The organism is Thioclava marina, assembly GCF_002020135.1.
GTDB lineage: Bacteria > Pseudomonadota > Alphaproteobacteria > Rhodobacterales > Rhodobacteraceae > Thioclava > Thioclava marina.
On record NZ_MPZS01000002.1, the window covers coordinates 620,287 to 645,136 of the forward strand.

Annotated in this window: 10 protein-coding genes and 1 tRNA gene; 1 reads left to right on the top strand and 10 read right to left on the bottom strand. The window is 65.3% G+C overall.

Going from position 1 to position 24,850, the window contains the following annotated elements:
• Window positions 1–359 precede the first annotated feature (359 nt).
• From BMG00_RS13175 to BMG00_RS17650, 9 genes are all read right to left on the bottom strand, one after another.
• The gene (locus BMG00_RS13175) at window positions 360–1,229 is read right to left on the bottom strand and encodes a carbon-nitrogen hydrolase family protein (RefSeq protein WP_245795034.1); all 870 of its coding nucleotides are present in this window, start codon (window positions 1,227–1,229) and stop codon (window positions 360–362) included.
• Window positions 1,226–1,807, bottom strand: a complete 582-nt coding sequence (locus BMG00_RS13180; protein ID WP_078574673.1) for a GNAT family N-acetyltransferase — start codon at window positions 1,805–1,807, stop codon at window positions 1,226–1,228. The genes BMG00_RS13175 and BMG00_RS13180 overlap by 4 nt, the downstream gene beginning before the upstream one ends.
• Window positions 1,807–2,214 (bottom strand): ketosteroid isomerase-related protein, encoded by a 408-nt coding sequence (locus BMG00_RS13185; protein ID WP_078574674.1) that lies wholly within the window; start codon window positions 2,212–2,214, stop codon window positions 1,807–1,809. Before BMG00_RS13185 ends, BMG00_RS13180 begins: the two co-directional genes overlap by 1 nt.
• A 4-nt stretch (window positions 2,215–2,218) precedes the next feature.
• Window positions 2,219–2,671, bottom strand: a complete 453-nt coding sequence (locus BMG00_RS13190; protein WP_078574675.1) for an arsenate-mycothiol transferase ArsC — start codon at window positions 2,669–2,671, stop codon at window positions 2,219–2,221.
• Window positions 2,672–2,676: 5 nt separating this feature from the next.
• A complete protein-coding gene (locus BMG00_RS13195; protein WP_038073687.1) occupies window positions 2,677–3,153 on the bottom strand; it encodes a UPF0262 family protein in 477 nt (158 codons plus the stop codon).
• Complete coding sequence (gene hisD / locus BMG00_RS13200) at window positions 3,153–4,466, bottom strand: histidinol dehydrogenase (protein ID WP_078574676.1); 1,314 nt, start codon at window positions 4,464–4,466, stop codon at window positions 3,153–3,155. Before hisD ends, BMG00_RS13195 begins: the two co-directional genes overlap by 1 nt.
• A 138-nt stretch (window positions 4,467–4,604) precedes the next feature.
• A complete protein-coding gene (locus tag BMG00_RS13205) occupies window positions 4,605–5,084 on the bottom strand; it encodes a DUF2948 family protein (protein ID WP_078529460.1) in 480 nt (159 codons plus the stop codon).
• 51 nt (window positions 5,085–5,135) lie between these two features.
• Entirely contained in the window at window positions 5,136–6,404 is a 1,269-nt protein-coding gene (gene murA / locus BMG00_RS13210; RefSeq protein ID WP_078574677.1) for a UDP-N-acetylglucosamine 1-carboxyvinyltransferase, read from the bottom strand.
• Window position 6,405: 1 nt separating this feature from the next.
• Window positions 6,406–6,576, bottom strand: a complete 171-nt coding sequence (locus BMG00_RS17650; protein ID WP_158521731.1) for a hypothetical protein — start codon at window positions 6,574–6,576, stop codon at window positions 6,406–6,408.
• 120 nt (window positions 6,577–6,696) lie between these two features.
• Between BMG00_RS17650 and BMG00_RS13215 the strand changes: the two genes are divergently transcribed.
• Window positions 6,697–6,771: transfer RNA gene (locus tag BMG00_RS13215), tRNA-Thr, on the top strand.
• Window positions 6,772–6,938: 167 nt separating this feature from the next.
• On the opposite strand, the gene BMG00_RS13220 is transcribed toward BMG00_RS13215, so the two are convergent.
• Window positions 6,939–24,821: a leukotoxin LktA family filamentous adhesin gene (locus tag BMG00_RS13220; protein WP_158521732.1), complete on the bottom strand. Its 17,883-nt coding sequence runs from the start codon at window positions 24,819–24,821 to the stop codon at window positions 6,939–6,941.
• Window positions 24,822–24,850 lie beyond the last annotated feature (29 nt).

Sequence of the window (24,850 nt, forward strand, 5' to 3'; positions counted from 1 at the left end):
AATAACACCCACACCAATCCTCAAGGCCGATTAGAGAAAAACAAAACAAGCGCCACCAGAGACAACACCAAGTCCCAAAATAATAAAACGCTAATCGAAAATCTTTCGGGACCAATACACTTAAATAATAAATAATTTTTGGAAATTCGTGTGGCGAGGAAACTCACCTTAGCTCATAGCTTTGGTCCAATTGGCCAAGAGTTACGAGGATGCGGCGCACCCAAGAAATCAGCACCGTGCTCACTCAGATGACAAGAGACGAAAGCCGGACCCAAAGTCAAAATTTGCCGTCTGCGGCAAACCAGGCCTCTCCTTCCTTCAACTCCCTTGGTCCTGACGCTTCTCGCCACTCCCGAAAGCTACCAAAGCTTCCTTGCCTGCTCCGCCCAATGTTTGAAAGGCAAAACGGCCCCCTCGGCGCGGCTTCGGGCCACCAGATCGAGATCCACTTTCGCCAACACCCAGCCGGGTGAGTCGAACGCCCCTTCCACCACCACGCCGCTCTCGGGCCAGAGCCCATCGGGCGGCGCGAAGATCGCGGCCGCGCCCCGGTTCTCATCGACTGCCGGGCACCAGAGCGCATCGCCCACGGTCGGCGCCTGCACGGTCACGCATTGGTTTTCCAGCGCCCGCGCCATCGTCCCGATCCGCACCCGGTTATAGCCCGCGACCGTGTCGGTGCAGGAGGGCACGAGGAGGATCTCCGCCCCGGCTTCCGCCAGTGCGCGCGCCAGCAGGGGGAATTCGCTGTCGTAGCAGATCGTGACGCCGATCTTGCCAAGCGCGGTGTCGAACAGCACCAGCCCCTCGCCCGCATCGACATGCCAGATCTCGCGCTCGAAACGGGTCATGATCGCCTTGTCCTGATGCCCGATCAGCCCGCCGGGGCCAAAGAGGCTCGCCCGGTTCACGCGCTTGGCGCCCTCGATCACCGGGCCCGAGGGCGCAAGGATATGCACTCCATGTCGCGCCGCGAGACGCGCGAAGAGCGCCTCCATCTCCCCGCGCACCCCCGCGACATGGGTCAGCGAGGCTTCCAGGTCGGCGGCAACCTCCGCGCCACCAAGGCTCGCCAGCTCCATCGCCCCGTATTCGGGAAAGACCAGAAGCTGCGCACCCTGCCCTACGGCCCCCGCCACCCAGGCCGAAACCTTCGCTGCATAGCCCGCCCAATCCTCGAACCAGTCGAGAGGATAGGCCGCCGCGGCAATCGTGACCTCGCGGCTCACAGCTTGCGCCTCCAGAATTGCAGCGCCTTCTCGGTCTGGTGTTCGTCCCCTAGATCGGTCCATTTGAACCGCGCGATCACGCCCTCCATCGGCGCATAGCCGCGCTTGCGCCAGAACGTATCGAGCGGGCGGTAATCGGCGGGCTTCAAGGGATGATCGTCGGGCCGGATTACCGAGCAGAAAACCGAATGGCTCCGCCCCAGCTCGCGTGCATGGGCCTCGCGGTGATCGAAGAAAGCATGGCCCACTCCCTGCCCGCGATATTCCGGCAGCAGAACCGACTCGGCGCAGTAGAACACGTCTTCCAGCTTCAACCCCGTGCCCGCGAAGGGCGCTGCGAAATCATCGGCGTGATCTTCCAACGGCGTGCCCGTCGCCGCCCCCACCAGTCGGCGCCCGTCGAACGCGCCGACAACGACGGCGGCCTCAGACTCCCGGTAACTCTGGATATAGCGCCGCTCATAGTCCAGCGAGCCGTCATAGATATAGGGCCAGTCCCGAAACACCGCGATCCGCAGCCGAGCCACATCCTCAAGCGCGGCGTCGAGCGCCTCGCCGGTCAGCCGACGGACCTCCATCACGAGACCTGCGCGATCCAGTCGGCGAGGTTGTAATAGGTGACCACCCGCGTGATCTTGCCCTCATCGAGCGAGAAGAACGCCCCTGCCGGCAACACGTAGGATTGCCCGCGCGCCTCGGGCAGCCCGTCATCGGTCTCCAGATAAACACCGTTGACGATGAACTCGGCAGCGCCGCGCGTGCCCGCGTCATTGGCCATGATCACCATGTCGGTCAGCTGCTCGCGATAGCAGCGGCTCATATGCTTGTTGAACGCACGGAACGCCTCGACCCCGTGACGGATCTTGCCCTCGTTCACATGATGAGCAAAGGGATCGCCCAGCAGCGCCTCCATCCCCGCGGTGTCGCCCGCGTTGAAAGCGTCATAGTAACGCGTGATCGTGTCGAGAGCGCGGGCGCGTGGCATGGGCTTACTCCTTGGGGGGGCCAAAGCGGTTGATGATATGGCGGCGGATCTGATCGCGCGTGTCGCGATAGGCGGCAAGCTTGGCCTCACGCGTCTCGCCGATGCCGGTCGGATCGAGGATCGGCCAGTATTCCACCTCGAGATGGAAGAACCGGGTCAGTTCCAGCGCCTGACGCTGCGAGGCGGGCGAAAGCGCGATCACCAGGTCGAAAGCCGAGAGATCATCGCCCCATTCCTGCAACTCCTGGAAGGTGCGGGCCCGGTGCCGCTCAAGGTTGACCCCGATCTCGGCCATCACGGCGATGGTGAACCCGTCGATCTCCAGATCGGATTTCACACCGACCGACTGCACATAACAGTCGGTGCCGTAGAATTTCTTCATCATCCCCTCGGCCATGGGGGAACGCGTGGAATTGTGATCGCACGCGAACAGAACCGAGTTGGGAAGTTCGCCCATTGCGCTTACCTCGGAGCAAGCACTGCGACGAGAGTGAAGAGGCGGCGCGCCGTGTCGATGTCGATCTCGGCCTTGCCTTCGAGGCGTTCCTGCAGAATGCGCGCACCTTCGTTATGGATACCGCGCCGCGCCATGTCGATCGCCTCGATCTGGCTCGGCGGAAGTTTCTTCACCGCCTCGAAATAGCTCTCGCAGATCTGGAAGTAATCCTTCACCGCCTGCCGAAACGGACCGAAGGACAGATGGAACTCCGCGACCTTCGCGCCGCTCTCGGTCTGCGTATCGAAGACCAGCCGCCGGTCGCGCACACCCAGCGTCAGGGCAAACGGCCCTTCGGGCGCAGGCTGACCGTCCCGGCCCGGAATGTTGAAACTGTTATCTTCCAGCAGGTCGTAGATCGCGACCTTGCGCTCCTGTTCGATCTCGGGCGAGGGCGCGGGAATGCCCCCAGTATCGAGCTGGATATGAGAAATCCGGGCCATCACTGCCCTCCTTCGTCATTGAGCGCATCGAGCCGCGCGCGGACCGACAGCCCATGCGCCTCGAGGCTTTCCGATTTCGCCAGCACCTCCGCCGAGGGACCAATCGCCTTCAGCGCGCCGGGCGTCATCTTCGCCAGCGTCGTGCGCTTGACGAAATCCATCACCGAGAGCCCCGAGGAGAACCGCGCCGAGCGCGCCGTGGGCAGGACGTGGTTCGGCCCGCCGATATAATCGCCGATCGCCTCGGGCGTGTAGGCGCCCAGGAAGATCGCGCCGGCATGGGTGATCGCCTCCGCCAGCCAATCGGGATCGGCCACGCAAAGCTCCAGATGCTCAGGTGCGACCCGGTTCGACAGCTCGGCGGCTTCCATCAGGTCGCGCGCCACGATCACCGCGCCGAAATCGCGCCAGCTCGCGCCTGCGATCGCACGACGCTCCAGCGTCTCGAGCCGTTTCTCGACCGCCGCCACGACCGCCTTGCCGAAGGCCTCATCGGTAGTGATCAGGATCGCCTGCGCGCTCTCGTCATGTTCCGCCTGGCTCATCAGGTCGAGCGCGATCCAGTCCGGATCGCCCGTGCCATCCGCGATCACGAGGATCTCCGAGGGCCCCGCGATCATGTCGATACCGACGCGCCCGAAAACGCGCCGCTTGGCGGCGGCGACAAAAGCGTTGCCCGGCCCGGTGATCTTGTCGACGGGCGTGATCGTCTCGGTCCCGTAGGCCAGCGCCGCGATCGCCTGCGCGCCGCCCACCCGGTAGACCGTATCGACGCCCGACAGTTGCGCGGCCAGCAACACCAGCGGATTGACCGCCCCGCCCGGGGTCGGACAGGCGACCACCAACCGCTCCACGCCTGCGACCTTCGCCGGGATTGCATTCATCAGCACCGAAGAGGGATAGCTCGCGAGGCCACCGGGCACATAAAGCCCCGCCGCCGAGACCGGCCCCCAGCGCCAGCCAAGCTCCGCCCCGCTCGCGTCGATCCAGCGTGCGTCATGCGGCATCTGACGCTCGTGATAGGCGCGGATGCGTTCGGCCGCGAGTTCCAGCGCCGCGCGCTCTTCGGCGGGCACCTTGGCCACTTCCGCCGCGATCTCTTCGGGCGAGAAGGCCAGCGTCTCGGGCGTCAGCTCCAACCGGTCGAATTTGGCGGTCAGTTCGATCAGCGCCGCGTCGCCGCGCGCGCGGATATCCGCGATGATCCCGGCCACGACCGCATCCACATCGGGGCTGTCCTCGCGCTTCATACCCAGAAGCTCGACAAATCGGGCCTCGAACCCATCCTCGCGCGTGTCAAGAAAATGCGGCATCGACAGTCTCCTATTCCGCCTTTCGGATTAGAGGCTCCGCGAGCCCCCCGCAAGCGCCGCCCCTGCCGATGAAGACATTTCCGCTTCGCCTTGGTGAAAATATCCCCGCCGGAGGCATCCCCGGCCGCAAAGCGCGGCTCAGTCGGGATGATGCGGCGCGTGTCCCGAGGGCGCGCGATAAGGCCGCTCCACGTCGCGCAGATCGACATCGAGGCATTCGACATCTGCCGCCAAGGCGCCATCTCCGGCCAGCGTCAGGGTGACACGCCCCGCCCCGTCGTCTTTCTCCTCGAAAGAGATATCAAGGATCGACAGCACCACATCGCGATCCGAGCGATCGATTCCCATGCTCGCGACATGGGTCACGTCCGACAGCACCAGAAGCGCGCGCACCCGTTCGTAAGGGCGTTTCTCGGCCTCTGCCGCCGTCTTGTCTTCCCAGCGGAAGCGGTTGATCAGCAGCGCCAGCCTGCGGGCCTTGGCCTCCCAGGCGATCTCGGTGATGGGCAGGATCGCGTCCTGTACCAGCGCGGCGATCACCGCGAGGTCTTCCTTGGTCTCGGCGCGCAGCGCAATCGCGCCTTCGCCACCATCTTCGAATTTCGCGTCACGGGTCATGGGCCACCTCTGCTACTCGATATGGGAAGACCGGGCGCGATTGCCAGTCAATCAGCTTGCTTTCACGCGCTCGATATGGGCACCGACGCCCTTGAGCTTCTCCTCGACCCGCTCATAGCCGCGATCGAGGTGATAGACGCGGCTGACCACCGTTTCGCCCTCGGCTGCGAGCCCTGCGAGAATCAGCGACACGGAGGCGCGCAGATCGGTCGCCATGACCGGCGCGCCTTTCAGCTTCTCGACGCCGTGCACGGTCGCGTGCCCGCCATGCACCTCGATATTCGCACCCATCCGCATCAGCTCGGGCGCATGCATGAAGCGATTCTCGAAGATCTTCTCCTCAAGAACCGACGTCCCCTCGGCGGTGCACAGAAGCGCCATCATCTGCGCCTGCAAGTCGGTCGGGAAGCCGGGGAAGGGTTCGGTCACCACGTCGACCGCGCGGATGCGGCCATTCTTGCGGCTCACCTTGACGCCCGTATGGGTCTGCTCGACCGAGACACCGGCGGCGTCGAGCTTCTCGCAGAAGCTCTCGATCAGGTCGATCCGTCCGCCCAGACACTCCACCTCGCCGCCGCAGATCGCGGGTGCAAGCATATAGGTGCCCAGCTCGATCCGGTCCGCGACGACCGGGTGCGTCGCACCATGGAGCCGGTCCACGCCCTCGATCACGATCTCCGAGGTGCCGTCGCCCTCGATCTGCGCCCCCATCGCGCGCAGGCATTTCGCGAGATCCACAATCTCCGGCTCGCGTGCGGCATTCTTCAGCACCGAGGTGCCCTTCGCCAGCGACGCCGCCATCAGGAAGTTCTCGGTCGCACCGACAGAGGCGAAACGCAACTCATGGACGGCGCCTTTCAGCCCGCCCTTCGCCTCGGCATGAAGATAGCCGTCCTTCAGCTCGATCTCCGCACCGAGCGCCGAGAGCGCATCGACATGAATATCCATCGGGCGCGCGCCGATCGCGCAGCCGCCGGGCAGCGACACGACCGCATGGCCCAGACGCGCCAGCAGAGGGCCAAGCACCAGATTCGACGCCCGCATCTTCCGCACGATGTCGTAATCGGCGACCGGGTTGATCTCGCCATGGCACGAGGTCGCCAGAACCTTGCCGTCCTGCAGCGCCGTCACCTCGGCCCCGAGAGAGGCCAGAAGCTCGGTCATCGTGCGAATGTCAGAGAGGCGCGGCGCATTGGTCAGCGTCAGCGGCTCGTCGCTCAGAAGCGTCGCCGGCATCAGTGCCAGACAGGCGTTCTTCGCACCCGCGATCGGGATTTGCCCGGAAAGCGGCCCGTTGCCGCGCACGACGATGCTATCCATCTCAACTGCCCTCGTTCTCGTTATCCTTGGGCGCGGAGCTGGCGGATTTGCGCGCGCGCGCCTGTGCCTTGCGCCGGTGCAAATTCGCCCGTAGCGCTTCGGCGCGGCGTTCCTCGCGGCTCATCTGCGCCTCGCGGGACTTGCCCGATCCGTCTTTGTCTTCGCCCGTCATGGCGCCCCGTTTAACGCGACCTGCAAATCCTGTCGAGAGAGAGCAAGATTTACCCTTGCACCCCTCGGCGATTGCGTCTAAATCCCCGCCCACGGTCGAAGCGACGGACCGAAAACCGGCGCTGCTGTAGCTCAGCGGTAGAGCACTCCCTTGGTAAGGGAGAGGTCGAGAGTTCAAGTCTCTCCAGCAGCACCACTTCCCCCCTCAAAGAAGTCACCCGCGATTCGTTGTCGAAGTGCTTGCGCCTTGCGCAGCGCGGCCGGGCCTCTGCCGCCCTGCGCCCGTGGTCCTCTCGGCTTTGCATCGACAAAGAAAGGGCCACCTCTCGGCAGCCCTTTCCCTGTTTCGCTCTTTGGCAACGCTCACTCCGCCGAGGAGATCACCCAGGTGACGCGCGGATCTTCCTCTTCCGCACTGGAACTCGGCAGTCGTATCAAGGCCCCCGGACGCGTCACGCCCGCGGGGGCACCCGAGGTGGTGGTATAGGGGAAGCCAAGGATATCGGTCTCCACGCCCACCTCGAAGCCATAGCCCTGACCGCCATTGACGCCTGCCCCGCCGAGGCGACGGTTCAGTACCAACCCTTCGGTCACGGTCAGGTCGATCCGGTTCGACTGGGTGAAGCTGTACTTGCCGTCGTTGATCGCCAGCGTCTGCGCATCGGCCACGGTCGAGAGCTGATCGTAGACCGCCTGCGCCAGCACCGAGAAGCCTTGCTGGTAGAACCAGACATCGCCGCCGATCACCACGTCGAGACCGTTGAGCACCGGCCCGGCATGGCTCACCTGACCCGTCGTGATCCGGCCCCGCACGAGGTTGAGCGGTCCGCGCGCCCTGTCACGGCCCGTCAGGCGGTCGCGCACATCGTCGAAATACTGGCCCTCTGGGATGAACAGGATCGGACCGTCACCGATCGAAGCCACATCGACATAAGAGGCCATGCCGTCATCATGCCCGTCGAGGGTCAGCGCGAGCGCATCCTCGGGGGTCATGTCATAGAGCTGGGCGTCGATGTAATCGGCATGCAGCCCCAGCGTCTTGCGCACGTTCACGAAGCCCGCATAAAGCGTCGAGCCCGGATTGCGCGCACGCAGATCGGCATTGTCGGGCGCCTGTGCCTCGCGCCGCCCGTAGAGTTCGGGATGGATCAACGCCATCGCGGTCTCATCGGCCAGATCGACGCTCGCCCCTCCGATGATATTCACATGCAGCGCGTCGTCGGCTGCCAGCATCACATCGGTCCGCGCGCCCAGCACACCAAGCTCCATCGTCCCGCCCATCGTATCGAGATAGAGCCCGCCATTTTGCGAGAGCGCGAAGCCTACCCGCATATCACCCGCGGTCTCCGTGTAGTTCACGTCGCCATCGGCGTAGAAATGACCCGTGGTGCCGGGGGACATGTCGCCCATGAAGGTCGCGCCGGTCTCGCCGGTGATCGCACCACCGAAGGCGAAGAGCCGGACATCGCCACCCGACATCGTCGCGCCATCCGAGCGGATATCGCCCGTGCCCGCCGAAATAACGATCGGCGAGGCGTCACCGGAGATGACATCGCGCACGGTGATCGGGCCACCCGCATAGAGGTCGATCAGCCCGCTATCGGTGCGCAGCTGATCCAGCCGGATCGCGTCGCGCTCGTTGAGATGCATCGGACCATTCGCGACCTGCGCCGTGACATGGTCGAAGGCGACCGGTAGCCCATCGGGGCCGACCGGGGTCAGCGCGCCGAGGGTCAGGACCGCGCCCGCCCCCGCAGCATTCGCCTCGAGCACCGTGCCGGTCTGGCCCGAAGCGATCGAGAGCGCGCCATCGACCGAGAGGGTCAGCGCCGGGTCAGCGGTGCTTTGCGTCACCACATGCGATGCGATCATGTCGCCCTTCACGCCGATCTTGATCGTGCCGGTTCCGGCGTCGATCGCGGTCCCGGCCGCCTGTCGCAGCAGCCCCGCGGACAGGATCGAGATCGCCCCGCCATGGCTGAGAATATCGGCATTCGCGACAAGGCTGGTCACATCCAGACCGAGCGCTCCACCTTGGGTGGTAATCCCCGGACCTGCCAGCAATGTCAGCGGCGCGTTGGTCGAGCTCAGCGCAATCGCCCCGGAGCCGCCTGCCGTGACCTCTTCGATATCGGTCGCACCATCGCGCAGCCCGATCCGGATATCGCCGTCAACGGTCTTCGCGTAGAGGCGTCCGGTTTTCACGTTCAGCGGCGCCGCCGAGCCGATCGCGCCGTTCGCGCTCAGCTGGGTGCGGCTCGCGATGATGCGGCCCTCGGTGATCGAGCCCGCCGCGACATGCACTTCGTCGGGCGACGAGATGGTGCCGATGGTCAGCGCTCCGTCCACGACCAGATCGGTCATCGACCCGGCGGTGAGCTGGGTCAGGCTGGTGATCGTCAGATCATCCGCCTCGTGAAGCCAGAACGGCGTGAGCGCGGTGCCAGTCGCGGCGTAGTTCAGCCCGACAAGCGCGGTCTCGAGGCGCTTGGTCTCGGTGCCGACCGGACCGCCGGTGACGATGGTGAGCGTGCCGCCCTTCACATCGGTGCCGCTCGATCCGGTGAGATCGATGCCACTTGCCGTGCTCAGCGTCAGGGCCGATGCGGTGCCGAAGCTCACCGTGTCGGTGCCGATGAAGGACATCAGCGCATCGGTGCTGATGGCCCCGCCGCCCGCGATCGAGGCCCGCGTGATCGGCAGGTCTCCCGTGGCCGTCAGCCAGGCATCGCCCGAAAGCGTCTCGAGATCGAGTGCGCCGCCATTCGCGGTATCGGTCAGTTCGATCGGAAGCGGCGTGGCCTGCGTGCCAACCGAGGCCCCCGAGAGCGTCAGGCTGCCCGCACTTATGCGCACCGCACCCGTCGCCAGCGCATCGGTGATCGCACCAGTCGCGCTGATGCGCACCGCACCCGGTGCATAGATCTCGGCCAGGGGCAGATCGCCGGTCGCCGCGATATTCACCTCGACGCCCGAACGCGCGGTCAGCATGCCACCGGTGCGAACCGCGACGGTCAGCGGGTTGTCCTGCGTCGCGATCGGCGCGTCGTTGCCGCTCTCGAGCACGATGATCCGACCCATCACCGCAGGTTCGCTGCCATGGGCATCCGACATCATGCCGTTGATCTTCACCGTCACGTCGCGCGCTGCGTTCACGAGATGCAGTGCGGCCGGGGTTTCGGCGCCGAGATAGACATCGGTGCCTTCCGAGATCGCGGTGAGCGTACCGACCGGCGCATCATTCGCGTCGAAGCCGGTGAAGGCGAAGTTCAGATCCTCGGCCCGGCGCACGACGACCTTGCCGTCAGCGGTGAAGGTCAGATCGGACGGCTCAGCCTGCGACAGGATCTGCAGATCCTGCGTGAGATCATTGGTCGAACCCACCGTGTAGGGATCGAGCATCTCACCGACCGTTCCGCCGGCGCTCAACGTGATGTCGCCATAGGCCGTGACGTTGGGATCCTCGATCCGGGTATTGGTATCGCCGGTGCCCTTGATCAGACCCGCCCGGATCCAGTGCTTGAGCTCATCCGTGGTCCAGCCGATCCCTTCGAGGATCTGCGCCTGATCGCTGGCCGTCGGGACGTAGGTGAAGGTCTCCTGCTCTGCGCTCTCCGCGTTCCACTCCGCATAAAGCCCCTGCTGCTCTGCCACGTAATTGTCGAGCTGCGTCTGGGTCCAGCCGCCAGAGCTAAGGGCATCCGCCGTGGCCTGATCGATCGTGTAGTCGATCGGATTGCCGCCCGCCGCACGCCGCTCGCGCCAGTATTCGCGATAGGCATGCTCGCGGGCATTGGCGAGCGCGTCGAGCTGCTGCTGCGCGCGGTCATCCTGCGCGACCGCATCGTCGAGCCCCATGTCCTGCGTCCAGAGCTTCGCCAGTTCGGACTCGGAGCGGATATCGCGGACCTCGACATTGTTGCGATCGAGGATCGACCCGCTCGCCGCACTCAGCGTGACCGAGCCAAGCTGCGAGGTGACACCATGCAGGGGCAGATCGCCCGTCAGCGCGCTCACATGGACATCGTTGAGCGCGGTCACATCGAGCACACCGCCCTCATGGGTCACCCAGATCGGGGCGCCCGACTGACCGACCGCGCCGTTGATCGAGACCAGGTCGATCGAGCTCGCGACAATCCCGCCCGTCGAGGCATCCGCCATGGTGATGTCGCCATCAGCGGTCAGCGTCACCACCCCCGTCATCGGCGCGTCGCTGGTGGCCGGACGATCTTTGGTGGTCACGCTCACGAGGTTCATCGCCCCCGACAGCTCGCGGATATTGACCGCGCTGCCGCCCGCTGCCGTCAGCGTCGAGCCTTCCGACTGATCGATGCGGAACGCGCCCGAGCTGCCCGCGATCCGGCCGTTGACGGCCGAGACATCGAGATTGGCCAGCGTGGCGGTGACTTCCGAGCCTGCGGTCAGCACAGAGCCCGCGCTCGAGGTGATCTTGCTATCGCCAACCACGTTGGAGACCGTATCGGTGAAGATCACGTCCCCTTTCGAGGTGATGTTCAGCCCACCCGTATCCGAGCCGCTGAACACGATCTCGATCGGGTAATCGGCCTTCAGACGATGCGTATAGAGCACGTTCGACGTGACCGTCTCGTTCCAGCTCTTGTAGACATCGCCGATCCCGAGGATGCGGCGGTCATCCGTTTTGACGGTGCCTTTCTTGGTGTTCTGCGACGTCAGCGAGCCGGTGAAGCCATAGTCATACACACCGCCATTGATCGAGGTGTTTTCCGAGGCGACGTAATTGCCGTCGGCCCCGAAGGCGACAGTCGGATCGAGCGGCGTGACCTTCGGATCGTAGACCTTGGACGAAATCGACTCGCCAAGCTTGAACCAGAAGTAGGAAGTCTTCTGGCTATACTCGACAACCTGCGTAACGACCTCGGATTGCAGCACGACGAAGTCTCGATTCAGCGTCGGCTGGTAGCTGCCCTCGCGCCCGTCGCTCACGCTGCTGGACGAAACCAGCGTCGTCGGGATTACGCGGGTGACACTGACGCTGTTGGGATCGGTAGGATCGCCATAGGTAAGGGTCTCGGTGTCGAAGGTGCTGGAGTTGTCCCTGACGTAGAGCGTGCGGCCGATGCGAGTGAATTCGGTGACCCGCGCGGCCCCGTTGACCGCCTTGGCAGGATCGGTGTCGGTGATCCGCACCACGCCTTCGATGCCCTGCTCGTTCGCCCCCGGATCGCCGGTGTCGACGCGCCCGAGCACGACCGGAAGTGAGGTGTCGTTGTTGACGGTGATGCTGCCATAGCCGTCGAGAGACTCGATCTTGCCACCACCGGTAGAGAGGATCTGGCCGGTGATCTCGACGCGCCCACCCTGCACGACCATCGGATCGATCACGATCGCGCCGGTCTGCTCGCCCTTGTCGTTGAGCATGGTCGGGTCGTATTTCACCCAGACATCCGAGGTGACATTGGCATTGCGCGTGACATTGGGCGTGACCGGCTCGGACGGGTCGAACAGAACCGTCGGCGTGGTCGTCGAGAAGCCCGCGATGTCATCCATCAGCCCCGCGGCAATGTCGATCTCGTAAGAGCCCACACCCGCCTGGATCAGCCCGTTGATATTGAGCTTGTCTGCGGTGATGTAGACATTGCGCCCGGCGCGGATCGCGGTCGGCCGTGCGCCGAGCTCGAAAGCGGCGACATTGCCGATATCGAGCGTGGTGGTCGAGAACGGGACCGTAAGGTCGCCGCCTGACCTGCCGGTCACGGTGAAGCCGCTGGTGATCCATGCGCGCGCGTCGTCATCGACCTGCTGGAAGTAGTTGTCATAGATCGAGCGCGGATCTCCCGAAACATTGCGCAGCCCCGGCGTGTAGCCCTGCGTGAAGTCGCGCCCGGCGCTCAGACGAATCGTCTTGGCCGAGATGTCGGCCTGTACGTCGAGATCGCCGAAGTTGGAATTGATCAGGACCGTGCCGCCCATGTTGGTGATCGGACCGCCAACCTCGATCGAGCCGTTGCCATAGGTCACGACCTCGATCTTCGGCTCGCCCGCATCGGTGCCCGAGATCATCGTGTAGTCGATCGGGGCGCCCTTGGGGTTGGCGAGGTTCTGGATTTCCTGCGGCGTCTTGACGGTCACGTCGTTGAAGACGATCCGCCCGCCCTCGTTCCACGGGATCTCCATCGAACCTGTGTTCACATAGGCATCGGAATAGACATGCACGAGGATCAGCGCATTGCCCGGCGCATCGAGCGTGCCGGTCGAGGCGCCCTGGACCGTGTCGGCGCGCAGATAGATGCTGCCTTCAGAGGCACGGATATCGGGTAGATCGATGAAATCGGCATTGCCACTGAAATCGGCCTGACGGGTGATGAGCGAGGCAAGCTCGTCATTCCACGCCTGCACGGCCTGCGCATCCTGGCTCAGAATCGGATCGTTGATCTTCGACTGAAGTTCCGCAATGCGCGCGTCGAGCAGATCGCTCAGCGGCACGTTCTCGCGGATCATCGCCGCGATCTCGGCCGCCGAGTTGGTCGGATCCTCGAGGATGCCGCGGGCGTCCTCATCGGTGAACCAGATCTGCTGGCCCGAGCCGTTGACGTAGTATTCCGACGAATTGTCGAGCTGGTTGTTCTGATCGAGGATCAGGATCTGCTTGTTGCGCGAGCCCGCGCGGACATAGCCGTTCACCGTGATCAGGTTGTCGCCGGTATCGGTGGAGGTACCGCTCTCGATGTCGAGGCTGACCGGATCACCGCCGAAGGCTTCGCTCAGTGCCGAACCGATCGCCGCCGCGACCTCGCGGTAGAGATCCTTGCCACGGCCATAGCCGATGACCTCTCCACCGCCACGCTCCGCGAAGATGTAGACGTCATGCACCGCCGCGACGCTGGAGCCGGTGTCGATATTCACGCGCTGATTGGCGTTGGCCGTCGCATCCGCGACCGGGGTGATCGGGATCGGGATCGCGGTCTTGTTGAAGACGCGCGTCTCGGCCTTGACCGCGACCTGCTGCGCCCCGTTCGACGTATAGCCAGATTTGAGCTGAATATCGGTCAGCGATTGCAGATCCGCACCCGAGTTCAGCGTGATCTGGTTGTCGGCGTTATAGGTCGCGTAAGTCTTGCCCGAGGCCGCCCCCGAGAGACCGTAGGAGGTCGTGTCCACCTCGGAATAGAGGTTCGCATCCCCGCCCGCATAGAGCTGAAGCACATCGACCGCGAGCAGCTTCGCAGCACCGATCGTCACATGCGCGGTATTGCTCTGCACGTCGAGCGTGCTCTGGCCGATCGGGCTTGCGATCGCGCCCCCGGAATCGAGTTTGAGCCGGTCGGTCAGCGCCATGTTGGTCGCGGCGCCGAGACGGAAGACCTGGTTGTTGTCCGGCAGCCCGGTCTGCACCAGCGCCGCATCGTCACTGACCACGAGATCGGTGGAAGCGTTGACCGTCACCTCGCTGCGCATCGCCGCGACGTCGATCGCACCGCCCGAGCCGGAAACGACGTTGTAGCCGTCATCGGGCCGGTTCATCGAGGTTTCCGCCCCGATATCGATGTTCTTCGCCGCAATCGTGGTCTTGCCACCCAGCGTCAGCGCGGTCGTCGCCGCGATCGTGGTTTCGCTGAAGGCCCCCGAATATCCCAGCGCGGCTGCGCTGGTGGAATCGACCTGGCTGCCGAAGGTGCCTGATTGCGCTGCGGTGATCTGGAGCTGATCCGTTGCGGTGATGACGGTTGTGGTGGTCGCCCCGATATTGAAGATCGAGCGCGTGTCCGTCCTCACATGGGTCTCTGCCCCAGAGCCCGAGACAAGCCCGCCCGAGCCGGAATCCGATTTGGCGACGGCACTGGGCGCATTGCCGGTCGAAAGCGTCACGACCCGTCCGCTCAGACGCGCGTTGTCGAGATTGAAGACGACATCGCCGCTGCCGCCATTCGCGGTGTCCTGACCGGCGGTCGCCAGCGTGAGGCCGATCGCGACCGCGCCGCCGGAGCGGCCCGTCGCATAGGCTTCCGCCTTCACCGCGCTCGCATCCGCGCTCAACTCGAGCGTGCCGGTCGCGATATAGGTGCCGCTCATCGTCGAGGTGATGGCGTGTCCCGTGAAGGCCTTGGCATCCGCGCCGTTGCCCGACAGCAGCCCGCCAGAGGTCGAGTGCGCTTCGGCATAGCTCGATGTGAAGCCGGAATTGAGCTTGATCTCGGAATTGATCGCAATGTTGTTCGCCGTGACGTCGGCCTCGAAAATCGTCGCCACGTTCATGTTGGCGCGCGAGGTCGCGACACCGGCTCCGATGGCGATACCGCCGCCGACCGCGATACCTTTCGCATAGGCCTTGGCCGAACCCGCGCTCGTGTTCTCCAGATCGAAAGCTCCGGAGCTGGTAAAGGTGTAGTCGCGGGCCGTGACAAGGCTGTTGCCGCTGTTCGTCGCGGTCACGATCACCGCGTTGACGCCGCCCGCGATACCGCCCGAGCTCCCTTCGCCCGTCGCGGTGACGCGCGTGGTGTCGCTGGTCGAGATATTGGTTCCGCCCGATCCGCTCGAGATCGAGCCCGAGTTGCCGCCTGCCGCGCCGATGGTGATTGCGCTCGTTCCGACGCTCGTCGCATCCGAGACGGCAACCCCCGCCGCGCCGACGATCGCGACATTCACATTGTAGCTGTCGGTGCTGACCAGACCCGAACGGTCCGCGCTCAGCGCGACCGACTTGCCCGAGATCGCGACCGCATCGCCCACGGAGACCGAGGCGCCCGCGTCGAGCTTGGCCACCGAGACGCCCGCGCCGCCGGTATACCCGCCCGAGGCGGAGGCCGTGGTCACCGAGGAGGAGATCAGCGGATTGGTGTCGAGCTGACCGGTCGCCGCGCCAAGATCGACCGCACCGCCCGCGCTCAGCACCGCGCCGCTCTGCAACTCGATGCCCGCACCCGTCGCCACGTTCGAAATCGCGATACCGCTCGACGCGCCGCCGAAGATCGAGCCCGAGCCCGCGCCCGCATCCTGCGTGACGCGGATCTTGGCCGAGCTGTCGACCTTGATATCGCCGTCGGAATAGAGCTTGGCCGAGCCGATCGTGACCGAGACCTGATCGGTGCCAGCCGCGGACGGGTCGAGGCCCTGGCGCGTCGCGACGATCTGGCTTTGCGTGTCCGAACCACCCGCGAAGCCGACCACCGAGCCTGCGGTGTTCTGCTTGTCCTGATCGCTCGCGTTCGCATCCAGACCGCTATCGCCGTTCTGATCGCTCGACAGGTCGCTGTTGATCGAGGCGAGCGCATCCGAGAGGTTGCCGCTTTGATCATCGACGGTGCCGCCCAGTTCCGCGACGGACAGCGCTGCGCCGACGCTGATCGCCCCGCCGCCAATCGCGACGACAGTCGAGCCGAGTTCACGCTCGGACGCCGCCGAAATGGTGATGCCCTTCTGGCCCACGCCGCGCGTGCCGCCCGCATTGTAATTCGCGGTGATCGACGCCCCGTCACCGATATTGACGGTCGTCGTGCCTTGCAGGTTTGCGTAATCGAGGCCAAGCCCCACGCCCACTGCGCCGCCCCCAACGGAGCCCGCGACACCGGTGATCGTCGCCTTCTCGAAGGCCGTCAGATCGATCTTGCCCGCGGCACTCAGGCTCTGCCCGTCAGCGATGGTCACGCCGGTAAAGGTCCGGTCCACGAGCACATTGGCCGAGAGCGCAACGCCCACGCCGCCAACCGCACCCGCACCCACATAGCCCTGCTGGGTCAGGTAGGATTTCGCGTTGACCCCAAGATCGCCGCCTGCCGTCAGATAGGCTTTCTGGCCCGCGCGGCCGTTTCCGACCGTCACCTTCGAGCTGCCATCGACCACGGTCACCTGAATCGCGCCGCCCACCGCGACGAGCCCGCCGCCGCCGCTGCCGGTCATCGCATAGATGTCGTTGTCGATCTTGCTGTCGATGTTCAGCGCACCGCCCGCTTCAAGCGAACCGCCCCCGATGGCGACATCCGCCGTCGAGGAGAGCACGTTGACGTTCCCGTTCCCGGTCACCCCGACGAAACCGCCACCGATCCCTGCCACGAAGCTCGTGAGCACGGATTTGCTGTTGGCATTGATCGTCAGCGCATCGGCCGCGTTGAGCTGCGCATCATAGGTCGCGACCTTCGCCGCCGAAGTGACAACCGTGGTCGCCACGCTCGCGCCAACGCCCGCAGCGCCGCCGATGCCGACATTGACGGTATAGGAGGTCGACGAGTTCGCCACATCCGCGTTCACCAGAACGTCCTGGCCCGCATTCGCGGTGGCGGTGCCGATATCGCCCTCGAAATCCGCGTCGTTCTCGGGGTTGATCCGAACGAGGCTTTCGCCGGTCTCCGAGCCGAGCTGCACCAGTGCCTCGTCATCAATGAGATTGAGGGCGAAGAGCGCACTCACGCCCGCGACCCCGCCAACCGAGCCATTCGCGGTCAGCATCGAGATCGCGCTGCGCGCCTGAGCATTCACCGCGAACCCGCGCGTCGAGCGCGTTGCGCCGTCAGCATCATCCCAGCTGATCGCGCTTTCACCCAGCGCGGTCACGCGCGCCGTGTCGAGAACGGCCGCCTTGACGCGGTTCTTGATCGTGTTGATCGAGGCCGAGACGCCGACACCCGCCGTCGCCCCGCCCGAGAAAGACAGGTTGACGCCTGGCGTGTCGCCGCGCGCGTCCTCCGTCGAGCCGGGCTTCGACTCTTCCGACCCGCCAAGAAGCGAAATCGTGGTCTTCGACTGGCCATCGACCAGGATCGAGCCGCGCGCCACCACATCCGAGCCATAAAGCGTATTCGCGCTCGTGCCGCTCACCGGATCGACGAGCGCGATCGGCTCGCCCTGGATCAGTGCCTCGACAGTGTTCGCGGCAGTGTTGTTGACACCCGTGCCGGTCACGCCGACCGTGCCGCCTGCCCCCGAGATCGCGCTGCCCGAGAAGGTCGTGGTCTCGTAAGCGCCAAGTACCACCGAGCTTCCGCTGCGCACCGTGCTTGAGGTGATGTCGGCACGCACGGTCTGATAGGAATTGTTGATCACGATACCAAGACCGACCGAGGCACCGCCCGAGCCCGCGAAGGCACCGGCCTTGCCCGTCAGCGACGGAGTCGAGGTCGCTGAAACAGAGAGGCTGCCCACCTGCGCCTCGGAGCGACGCAGCCCTGCGTAGACCTCGCCATTGGCCACGTTGACGGCGAAGCTGCCCGCGAAGGCGCCGCTGCCACCGCCGCCCGCGCCGACCGAGAGCGATTCCAGCGTCATGCCTTGCGTCGCCGAGATCGTCAGCGCGCCCGCATTCGCCAGCGGATTGGCCGCATCCTCGGTCTCCTGCCGCGCCAGGATCGCGGCATCCTCGATCGCTGCTTCAGTATCGTCGGACATCACGTTGACGACGATCGCGCCTCCGATACCCGCCTGCCCGCCGATCCCGGCGGAACCGGCCAGCGCCTTGATCGTGCCGGTTTGCGTCGTACTCAGCGAGACATCGCCGCGATCGGTGCGCAGCGCGGCGCGCGCGCCCGTGCCATTGCCGCGAATATGCGCATCAGCCTGGCGGTTCATCACGTTGACGAGAATCGAACCCGCCCCGCCGACACCGCCCGAGCCGCCGCCCGACACGGCGGCCGTCTCGATCGTGCCGGTCTGCATCGCACTCAGCGCCACCGAGGGAGCTGAGGTTTCCGCATCCGCCGGAAGCACCAGTTCCGCTTCGGTCTTGCCGAAGAGCAGGTTCACCCCGATGCCCGCGCCGACACCTGCGCCAGAGCCGCCGATCGCGACCGCACCCGCGAGCGAGCGGATCGTGCCGGTGGTCGAGGCATTGATCGTGGTGGCGGGAAGCGCGGGCGCCGTGCCCGAAAGCTCGACCCGGGCGCGGGTGACCGCATCGGCATCCAGCGTCAACGCCAGTTTGCTCGCGTCGAAATCGGGTGCCTTGGTCGTGTCGCTCACGCTCGTCGCGAGATTTGTCAGAGCCGTATCCCGAAGGCCGGCAACCTCGCTCTGAGCACCACCGACCGGATCATCGCTCGCCGGTCCGGGCAGCGGATCGACGCTCGGACCATCCGTGCCGGGCTGGCCGATCTGAGCATAGACCACGGAGCCGCCAACCGCAGCCTGCCCCGAGGCCGCGCCCGAAACCGCAATCGCGTCAATCCCGGCGGTATCGGTCGCCGAGACGGACAGCGAGTCGCCAGTCACCGCTTCGGAACTCACGAGATCGGCGGTCGTGCCGCCATGGATCGTGGCCACGGTCAGCGCCACGCCCACCGCGGTCGCGCCACCCGCTCCGGCAGCGGCTCCAGACAGGATCGAAATCTGCCCCGTGCGCGTCGCACTGAGCGAAATCGCCCCGGTGCCTGCGTCGATCGAGGTGCTCGTCGCATTCACCGAGGTCGTATTGCCGATATCGCCGATCGCGAGCGAACCCGCCACGGCAGTCGGACCTGCGCCTGTAAGCGTCAAGCCAACGGCCGCCGATTTGAGCGTCGAGCCATTCGTGGCCGTCAGGCTCACGCCCTCACCCGACAGGGTCGCGCCATTCGTCAGAACGCCGGTATCATGGCCGATGAAATTGGCCGAGATCGCGCCGCCGACTCCGCTGCCGTTCGCACTCACCACCGCACCGCCAGCAAGGCTCTCGATCAGGCCCGTATCGTCTGCGGTCAGGCTCAACGCGCCACCTGCGCCAAGCGTCGCACCGACGCTCGAGACCTGCGTGACCGCTTGCGAATAGTTCACTGTCACCGCCCCGCCGAGCGAGGTGTCGCGCGATGCGCTCAGCGCCACGGCGGCCGAACGGATCGTGCCATTCGCGGTCGCGTCGGCCGCGATCGTGCCCGCTCCGGTGGTGGTGAGATGCGCGCCGTCGAGATTGACGCTGGTGGTGTTCTGCGTCAGCAGGTTGAGCGTGCTCGCGAAACCACCCGCGCTGCCATTGGAGGCCGCCGCACCGCCGCCGATGCTGGAAATCGTCCGCGTGCCGGTCGCATTCAGAGCGATACTTTGCGCATCCAGCGCCTCGGTCCCAGCGGCCGAAACGACGACGCCTGCGGTGATGTTGTTGGCCGAGATCCCCGCCCCCGCAGCCGTCTGCTCGTTCGCCACCGCGCCCGCGACGGCGATCGAGAAGATCGTACTCGTTCCGGTCGCATCGAGGGTGATCGTGCCCGTCCCGCCGGTGCCACCCTGTCCTGTCACCACGGCATCGGTCATCGTCGCGCCGGTATCGGCCGAGATGACGTTGACCGTCGCAGCACCGCCATAGGCATTGTCGCCATTGGCAAGCGCACCGCCGAGCGAGAAGATCGAATTGGCCTCGGTTGCGCCGATATTGATGGAGCTGGCCGAGATGCCCAACCGGTCCGCATCCGGCCCGTTGCCGGTCACATCCGCCCGCGCGCCGCCGGTGATGTTATTGACCGAAACAGAGCCCGCGATCCCGGTCTTGCCCGAGCCTGCCGATACACCGAAGCCGTAGATCGACTGGGTGCTGTTGGCGATGATCCCGAAGGCACCGGTGTCGATGGTGCTCGCGCCGGTGAGCTTGGCCGTCGCGCTGCGGGTCACGGTGTTGACCGCGATCCCGATGCCGACGCCGTAGCCTTTGGTCTTGTCCATGTTGATGCCGACGCCGCCGCCGATCGCGACCGTGGTCGAGCCATCGGTGGCCGAAAGATCGAGCTGGCTCGAGGTGATGTAGGCATCGGCGATGCTGGCGGTCGTACCGCCATCGAGTACCGCGACCGCGACCGAGCCCGCCAGCGCGATATCGCCGCGCGAGGTTCCCGCACCGCCCACGGCCACGTTCACCACCGTCGCGTGATCCTCAGCGCCGATCGTCACCGCGCCACCCGCGTTGATCGTGGCGTTCGAGACCTCGGAACTGAGCTTGCGCGTGTCGACCATCACCGAGAAAGCCCCGGCGATCGCGTTGGTGTCCTGCGCCTGACCCAGACCCGCCGACACGGCCCCGCCAACCGCGATCTGCACCGCGTTGTTCTTCGCCGTCTGGCTCAGGGTCGAAGCGAGCTCGATCGTGCCCTGGGTGTTGATCGCCGCCGTGGTCTCGTTGCCGAGCGACAGGTTGAGCGACGCGACGCCGGTAACCGCCCAGCCCGATTTCTGCGTATTGCCGTCGCTATCGGATGGCGTGTCCATGCTCTGCTGGGCATCGATCGCGTCGTTCTCATCCTCGGCAAAGAGCCAGGACGGAATGATCGTGTCATCGTCCTGGCTCGTCTGATCCGGCTCGGCTTGCTGCGTGGGCTTGCCCTGGACCTTGGAACCGGCCACGCCGACGACGACATCGACCGTTGCGTTCTCGGCACTGATGACGAGGCTGTCCGCGTCGATCACCGTGCTGCCCGCGTTCACCGCCGGGGCCGCCGGGTCGTCAGGGCCAATCCCTGCCCAGACCTTGCGACCGGTGATGTTGAGGCCGACCGAGGCCCCGACACCGATGTTTTCCGAGGCCGAAATCGCGCCCGCCGCCGCCCAGTCGACGGACTCGTCCTTGGCCGAGATCGTCACGGCGCCTGCGGTGACCGAGGCGTCGTCACCGATCCGCGCCGTGGTCTCGGCATCGGCGATATTGGTCGCCACCGTCGCGTTGACGGCCGTGCTCGCGCCCTGCCCACCCGAGAAGCTCAGGATGCCCGTGATGTTGCGGGTATAGGCGGTGACATTGGTCGCGTTGGTGCCCGCATTGATCGTCGCCCCGGATTCGACCACCGAGGAGACCTTGCTGCCGACGCGGTCCACATTGATCGCGACACCGATCGCGTCGTTGACCTTGGCATCGCCCGAGATCGGGTTCTTCTTGGGCAGGTTGGCGACGTGGAGGAACCAGCCCTCCTGGCTGGAGAGCACATTCATGTCGCCGGTCAGGTTCAGCACCGCGCCGTCACGCACCACCGCCTGCGTCGTGTTGTCGGTGTTGAAGACATTCGCGGTGATACCGAGGGCGAGCTTCTGCTGATCCTCGGGAACGACCGGGCGCGAGCCATCGCTCGGGACGGGAGCTTCGGCTTTGCTCTTGACGTCGGTTGTGATGAGGTTGAGCGGATTGAGCGTGTCGAGAAGACCCGGCGCGTCAGGCGTCTCGAGATTGGCTGCATCGGTCGGATTGTCGGGCAGCGCTTCGTAAGCGGTGACCTGACTGACGAACTGCTCCCACTTGTCGCGGATATCCTGAATCGGATCCGCATGCGGGAAACGGGTCCGGGCTTGCACCGTGGCACCAGCTGCATTCACCGTGGCGTCCGCCCCGATCTCGGCCTGCGTGTCGCCCGCCATGGTCGAGACCGATGCGGTCAGCATCAGAGCCTGCGAATATTTGCCGAGCAGTTCATCTTGGGTGATCGTCGCGTTCGGGTGCGCGGCATTGTACCGGTCGAGCACTTTCTTCGCCGCGAAATTCAGCGTTCCAAACGCCGCCGAGACGCTGCGCGATAGCGCACTGCCGCCCTCGGTCACCGAGGCAAAGCGATAGGCTGAGTTCACAGACACATTCTGACCGGTAGCCGTGACATTGGTCGCGCCCAGCGCGGTGAGCCCATTGGCATTGCTCAGATCGTGGTAATTCCCGCCCAGCGTCGCGTAGGTGCTGTCATTGTCGACCTGCACGTCGATCGCGACGCCAAGGCCCAGATGCGGAGCGCGGTTCGGATCGACCGGCTTGCCCTGGATTTTGCTCTGCGCGCCGGGGATCGCCTGAACGAGGGTGCTGTCGGCTGCCTTCTGCTTGGCGATCTTGGTCGCCGGATTGGCCACGCCCATCGTCGCGGTGGTCGCGTGAACCTTGTTGAAGAACAGCGTCTCGGCGTCGAGATCGAGCGCACCGCCGGTATTGACCGTGCCGCCCAGCGCAGCCTCGGTGAGCGATTTGGACACATCGACGCTGACCGCGAGCGCCCCGAGGCCTTCCATGCCGGCATTGGCGCCGGTGGTTATCGAATGGGATTTGCCGGTATACGCGCCCGCATAGAGTGCGCCCGCCGATGTCGTGGTGCCCCCTTCGACAATCAACTGATTGGTGAGGTTGCGCGTCGTGACCACGACCGCCGCCGCGACATCCTTCACCTTCTTCGCAGCGATCGAGACCGTGTGATCCTCGGCTGCGGTGCTGGCGAGGCGCATGTTGCCTGCCCCGGTCGTCAGCGAATTGCCCGAAAGCAGCACTTGGCTCGCAACCTGGCTGTCGGCCACGACAACGCCCAGCGCATAGGCCTTGGGGGCGATCGAATAGCTGGTCTGCGCATGCGACTGGATCAGCATCGCGTCCTGCGAAGGATCCCATGCCGCAGGCAGCTTGATCGACAGGCTGTAGGGCACGCCGCCGCCCAGCAGGCTTCCGGTCGCGTTGTCCAGAATATCCTGCGGGGTCGAAGTGAAGCTCAGCGGCGGATCGGACAGGAAGCCGTAAGTGTTCTCGAGCAGACCCGTCGCACCAAGCTGGCCGTTATCGGCCGCGGTATCGGTGTTGAGCACGCGCGGCGCGAGGTAGCGGTCCTTCCAGTTGCCGTCCGCCGTCAGGGTGCTGTCGGTGATCGTCACATTGGACTGCGCGTTGAGCACCTGAACCTGAAGCGGCACGAAACCGTTTGCGGCGCTCGCGCCTTGGGTGAACAGCCCCTCCATCATGTCGATGCCGGAATTGACGGTCGTCAGCAGGCTGTCTTCGTTCGTCGCGTCCTCGAGCCCCTCGACTTGCGCGGCCTCGACGCTGTCGACATCGCTGCCCAGCGTATTCGAGACGGTCGCGACCGAGTTCACCACGATCGAACCCGCTTTCAGATCGGCACTGGTGATCGTGATCGAGGCGGTCTCGCTGTCGGGGTTGATCGCCCAGACGATCCCCGTGTTGAAGGAGCGCGCCGAGAGCAGCAGCATCCCGCCGCCATCGGCGCCGGTGCTGTCGGCCCGGATCGTGGTGCCGGACTCGACGTTGATATCCTGCGCGGCGACATAGATCGACCCGGCGGTGCCCGCGCCGGGCCCGCCGGTGATCGGATCGCCCGCACCATCGGCGCGCGTCGAGATATTGTCGCTCAGCGTGACGGTCTTGTCCGCCGCGATGGCGAGGTCGCCGCCATGGGTCGTGATCGTGCCCGCCGTCGAGATATCCTGCCCGCGCAGGAAGACCGAACCGGCCGTCCCGTTCGGCGCGGACATGTCGAAATCGCCCTGAGCGCTCAGCGTATTGCCATCGGTGGGCCCAGCGCGCAGCACGAAAGCCCCGCCGTCACCCGCGGTCGAGCTCGCATCGACCTTGAGGCTCGGCTCCATCGAGGCCGACCCTTCGGTATAAAGGAAGATCGTACCGCCCTTGCCGGTGCCTGTCGGATCGCTCGCGCCCGTGCCGGAGACGTCATAGGTGCCGCCTGCGCTCAGCGTGCCCTGCGCTTCACCAAGGACGACGCCCCCCGTCGCGGTCGTCCCCGTTCCGCGCTTGGCCGAAATCGTGCCCGAGCTGGAGATCCCGCCCTTGGACACGAGACGGATCACCCCACCCTGACTGACAAGCCCCGCCGCCTGCGGCGTTCCGTCGACGTTGACGCCGACCGAGACCGGACCGAGCGCCGTCGGATCCTCGACCGTGATCCGCCCCCTCAGCAGCATCCCCGCCCCACCCGAACGCAACGCCAGCCGCGCCGCATTGATCTGGCCGTCGATGGTGATCTGGCCCGTATCGCTGAGCGGTTCGGAGCCCGCGAAAAGCTGTGCCGTGGGCGAGTCGAGCCCGACGGTCAGGTTGCCATCCGCCTCATTCGTCAGGCTCGCGACGAAATCCGAGGTCGGAGCACTCATCGTCAGCTGCCCGGCATTGATCGTGCCGCTGGAGCTGACGACGAAGCCGTCCGAATTCACGAAGAAGACGTTGCTGCCGATCGCGGTCGCCGAATTCAAGACATTCGGATCAACGATTTTCATCGCATTCAGCGTGCCCGCGATCGTGCTCTGCCCGCCATTGATGATGTTGACCAGCGCATCCGTGTTGAGCGGCTGATACACATTGACGGTCGAGCCTGCGTTTACATTGAACTGGCTGAACTTGTTGTAGGCGGTCGAGCCCTGAATGTTCGAAGTGGTGACGTCGGTGGTGGTGCCCGAGGTCACGACATTCGTGGTGGACGTGGCCGCGATCACATCGGCAAAGGTCGGAAGGGCTGCGAAGAGGGCCGCCGCAGAGACACTGGAGAACCAGCCAAGCCGCATGAGGATCAGGCGGCTCAGAGAGCGTTTCGTCGTCTTACGGCGGTCCATCATCGCATTTCCCCGTATGCTTCGCGGCC

Excerpts from the sequence above, each read along its gene's own strand:
- BMG00_RS13180 (WP_078574673.1), bottom strand. The coding sequence starts at position 1,807 with ATGGAGGTCCGTCGGCTGACCGGCGAGGCGCTCGACGCCGCGCTTGAG.
- BMG00_RS13185 (WP_078574674.1), bottom strand. The coding sequence starts at position 2,214 with ATGCCACGCGCCCGCGCTCTCGACACGATCACGCGTTACTATGACGCT.
- BMG00_RS13190 (WP_078574675.1), bottom strand. The coding sequence starts at position 2,671 with ATGGGCGAACTTCCCAACTCGGTTCTGTTCGCGTGCGATCACAATTCC.
- BMG00_RS13195 (WP_038073687.1), bottom strand. The coding sequence starts at position 3,153 with ATGGCCCGGATTTCTCATATCCAGCTCGATACTGGGGGCATTCCCGCG.
- hisD (WP_078574676.1), bottom strand. The coding sequence starts at position 4,466 with ATGCCGCATTTTCTTGACACGCGCGAGGATGGGTTCGAGGCCCGATTT.
- BMG00_RS13205 (WP_078529460.1), bottom strand. The coding sequence starts at position 5,084 with ATGACCCGTGACGCGAAATTCGAAGATGGTGGCGAAGGCGCGATTGCG.
- murA (WP_078574677.1), bottom strand. The coding sequence starts at position 6,404 with ATGGATAGCATCGTCGTGCGCGGCAACGGGCCGCTTTCCGGGCAAATC.
- BMG00_RS17650 (WP_158521731.1), bottom strand. The coding sequence starts at position 6,576 with ATGACGGGCGAAGACAAAGACGGATCGGGCAAGTCCCGCGAGGCGCAG.
- BMG00_RS13220 (WP_158521732.1), bottom strand. The coding sequence starts at position 24,821 with ATGGACCGCCGTAAGACGACGAAACGCTCTCTGAGCCGCCTGATCCTC.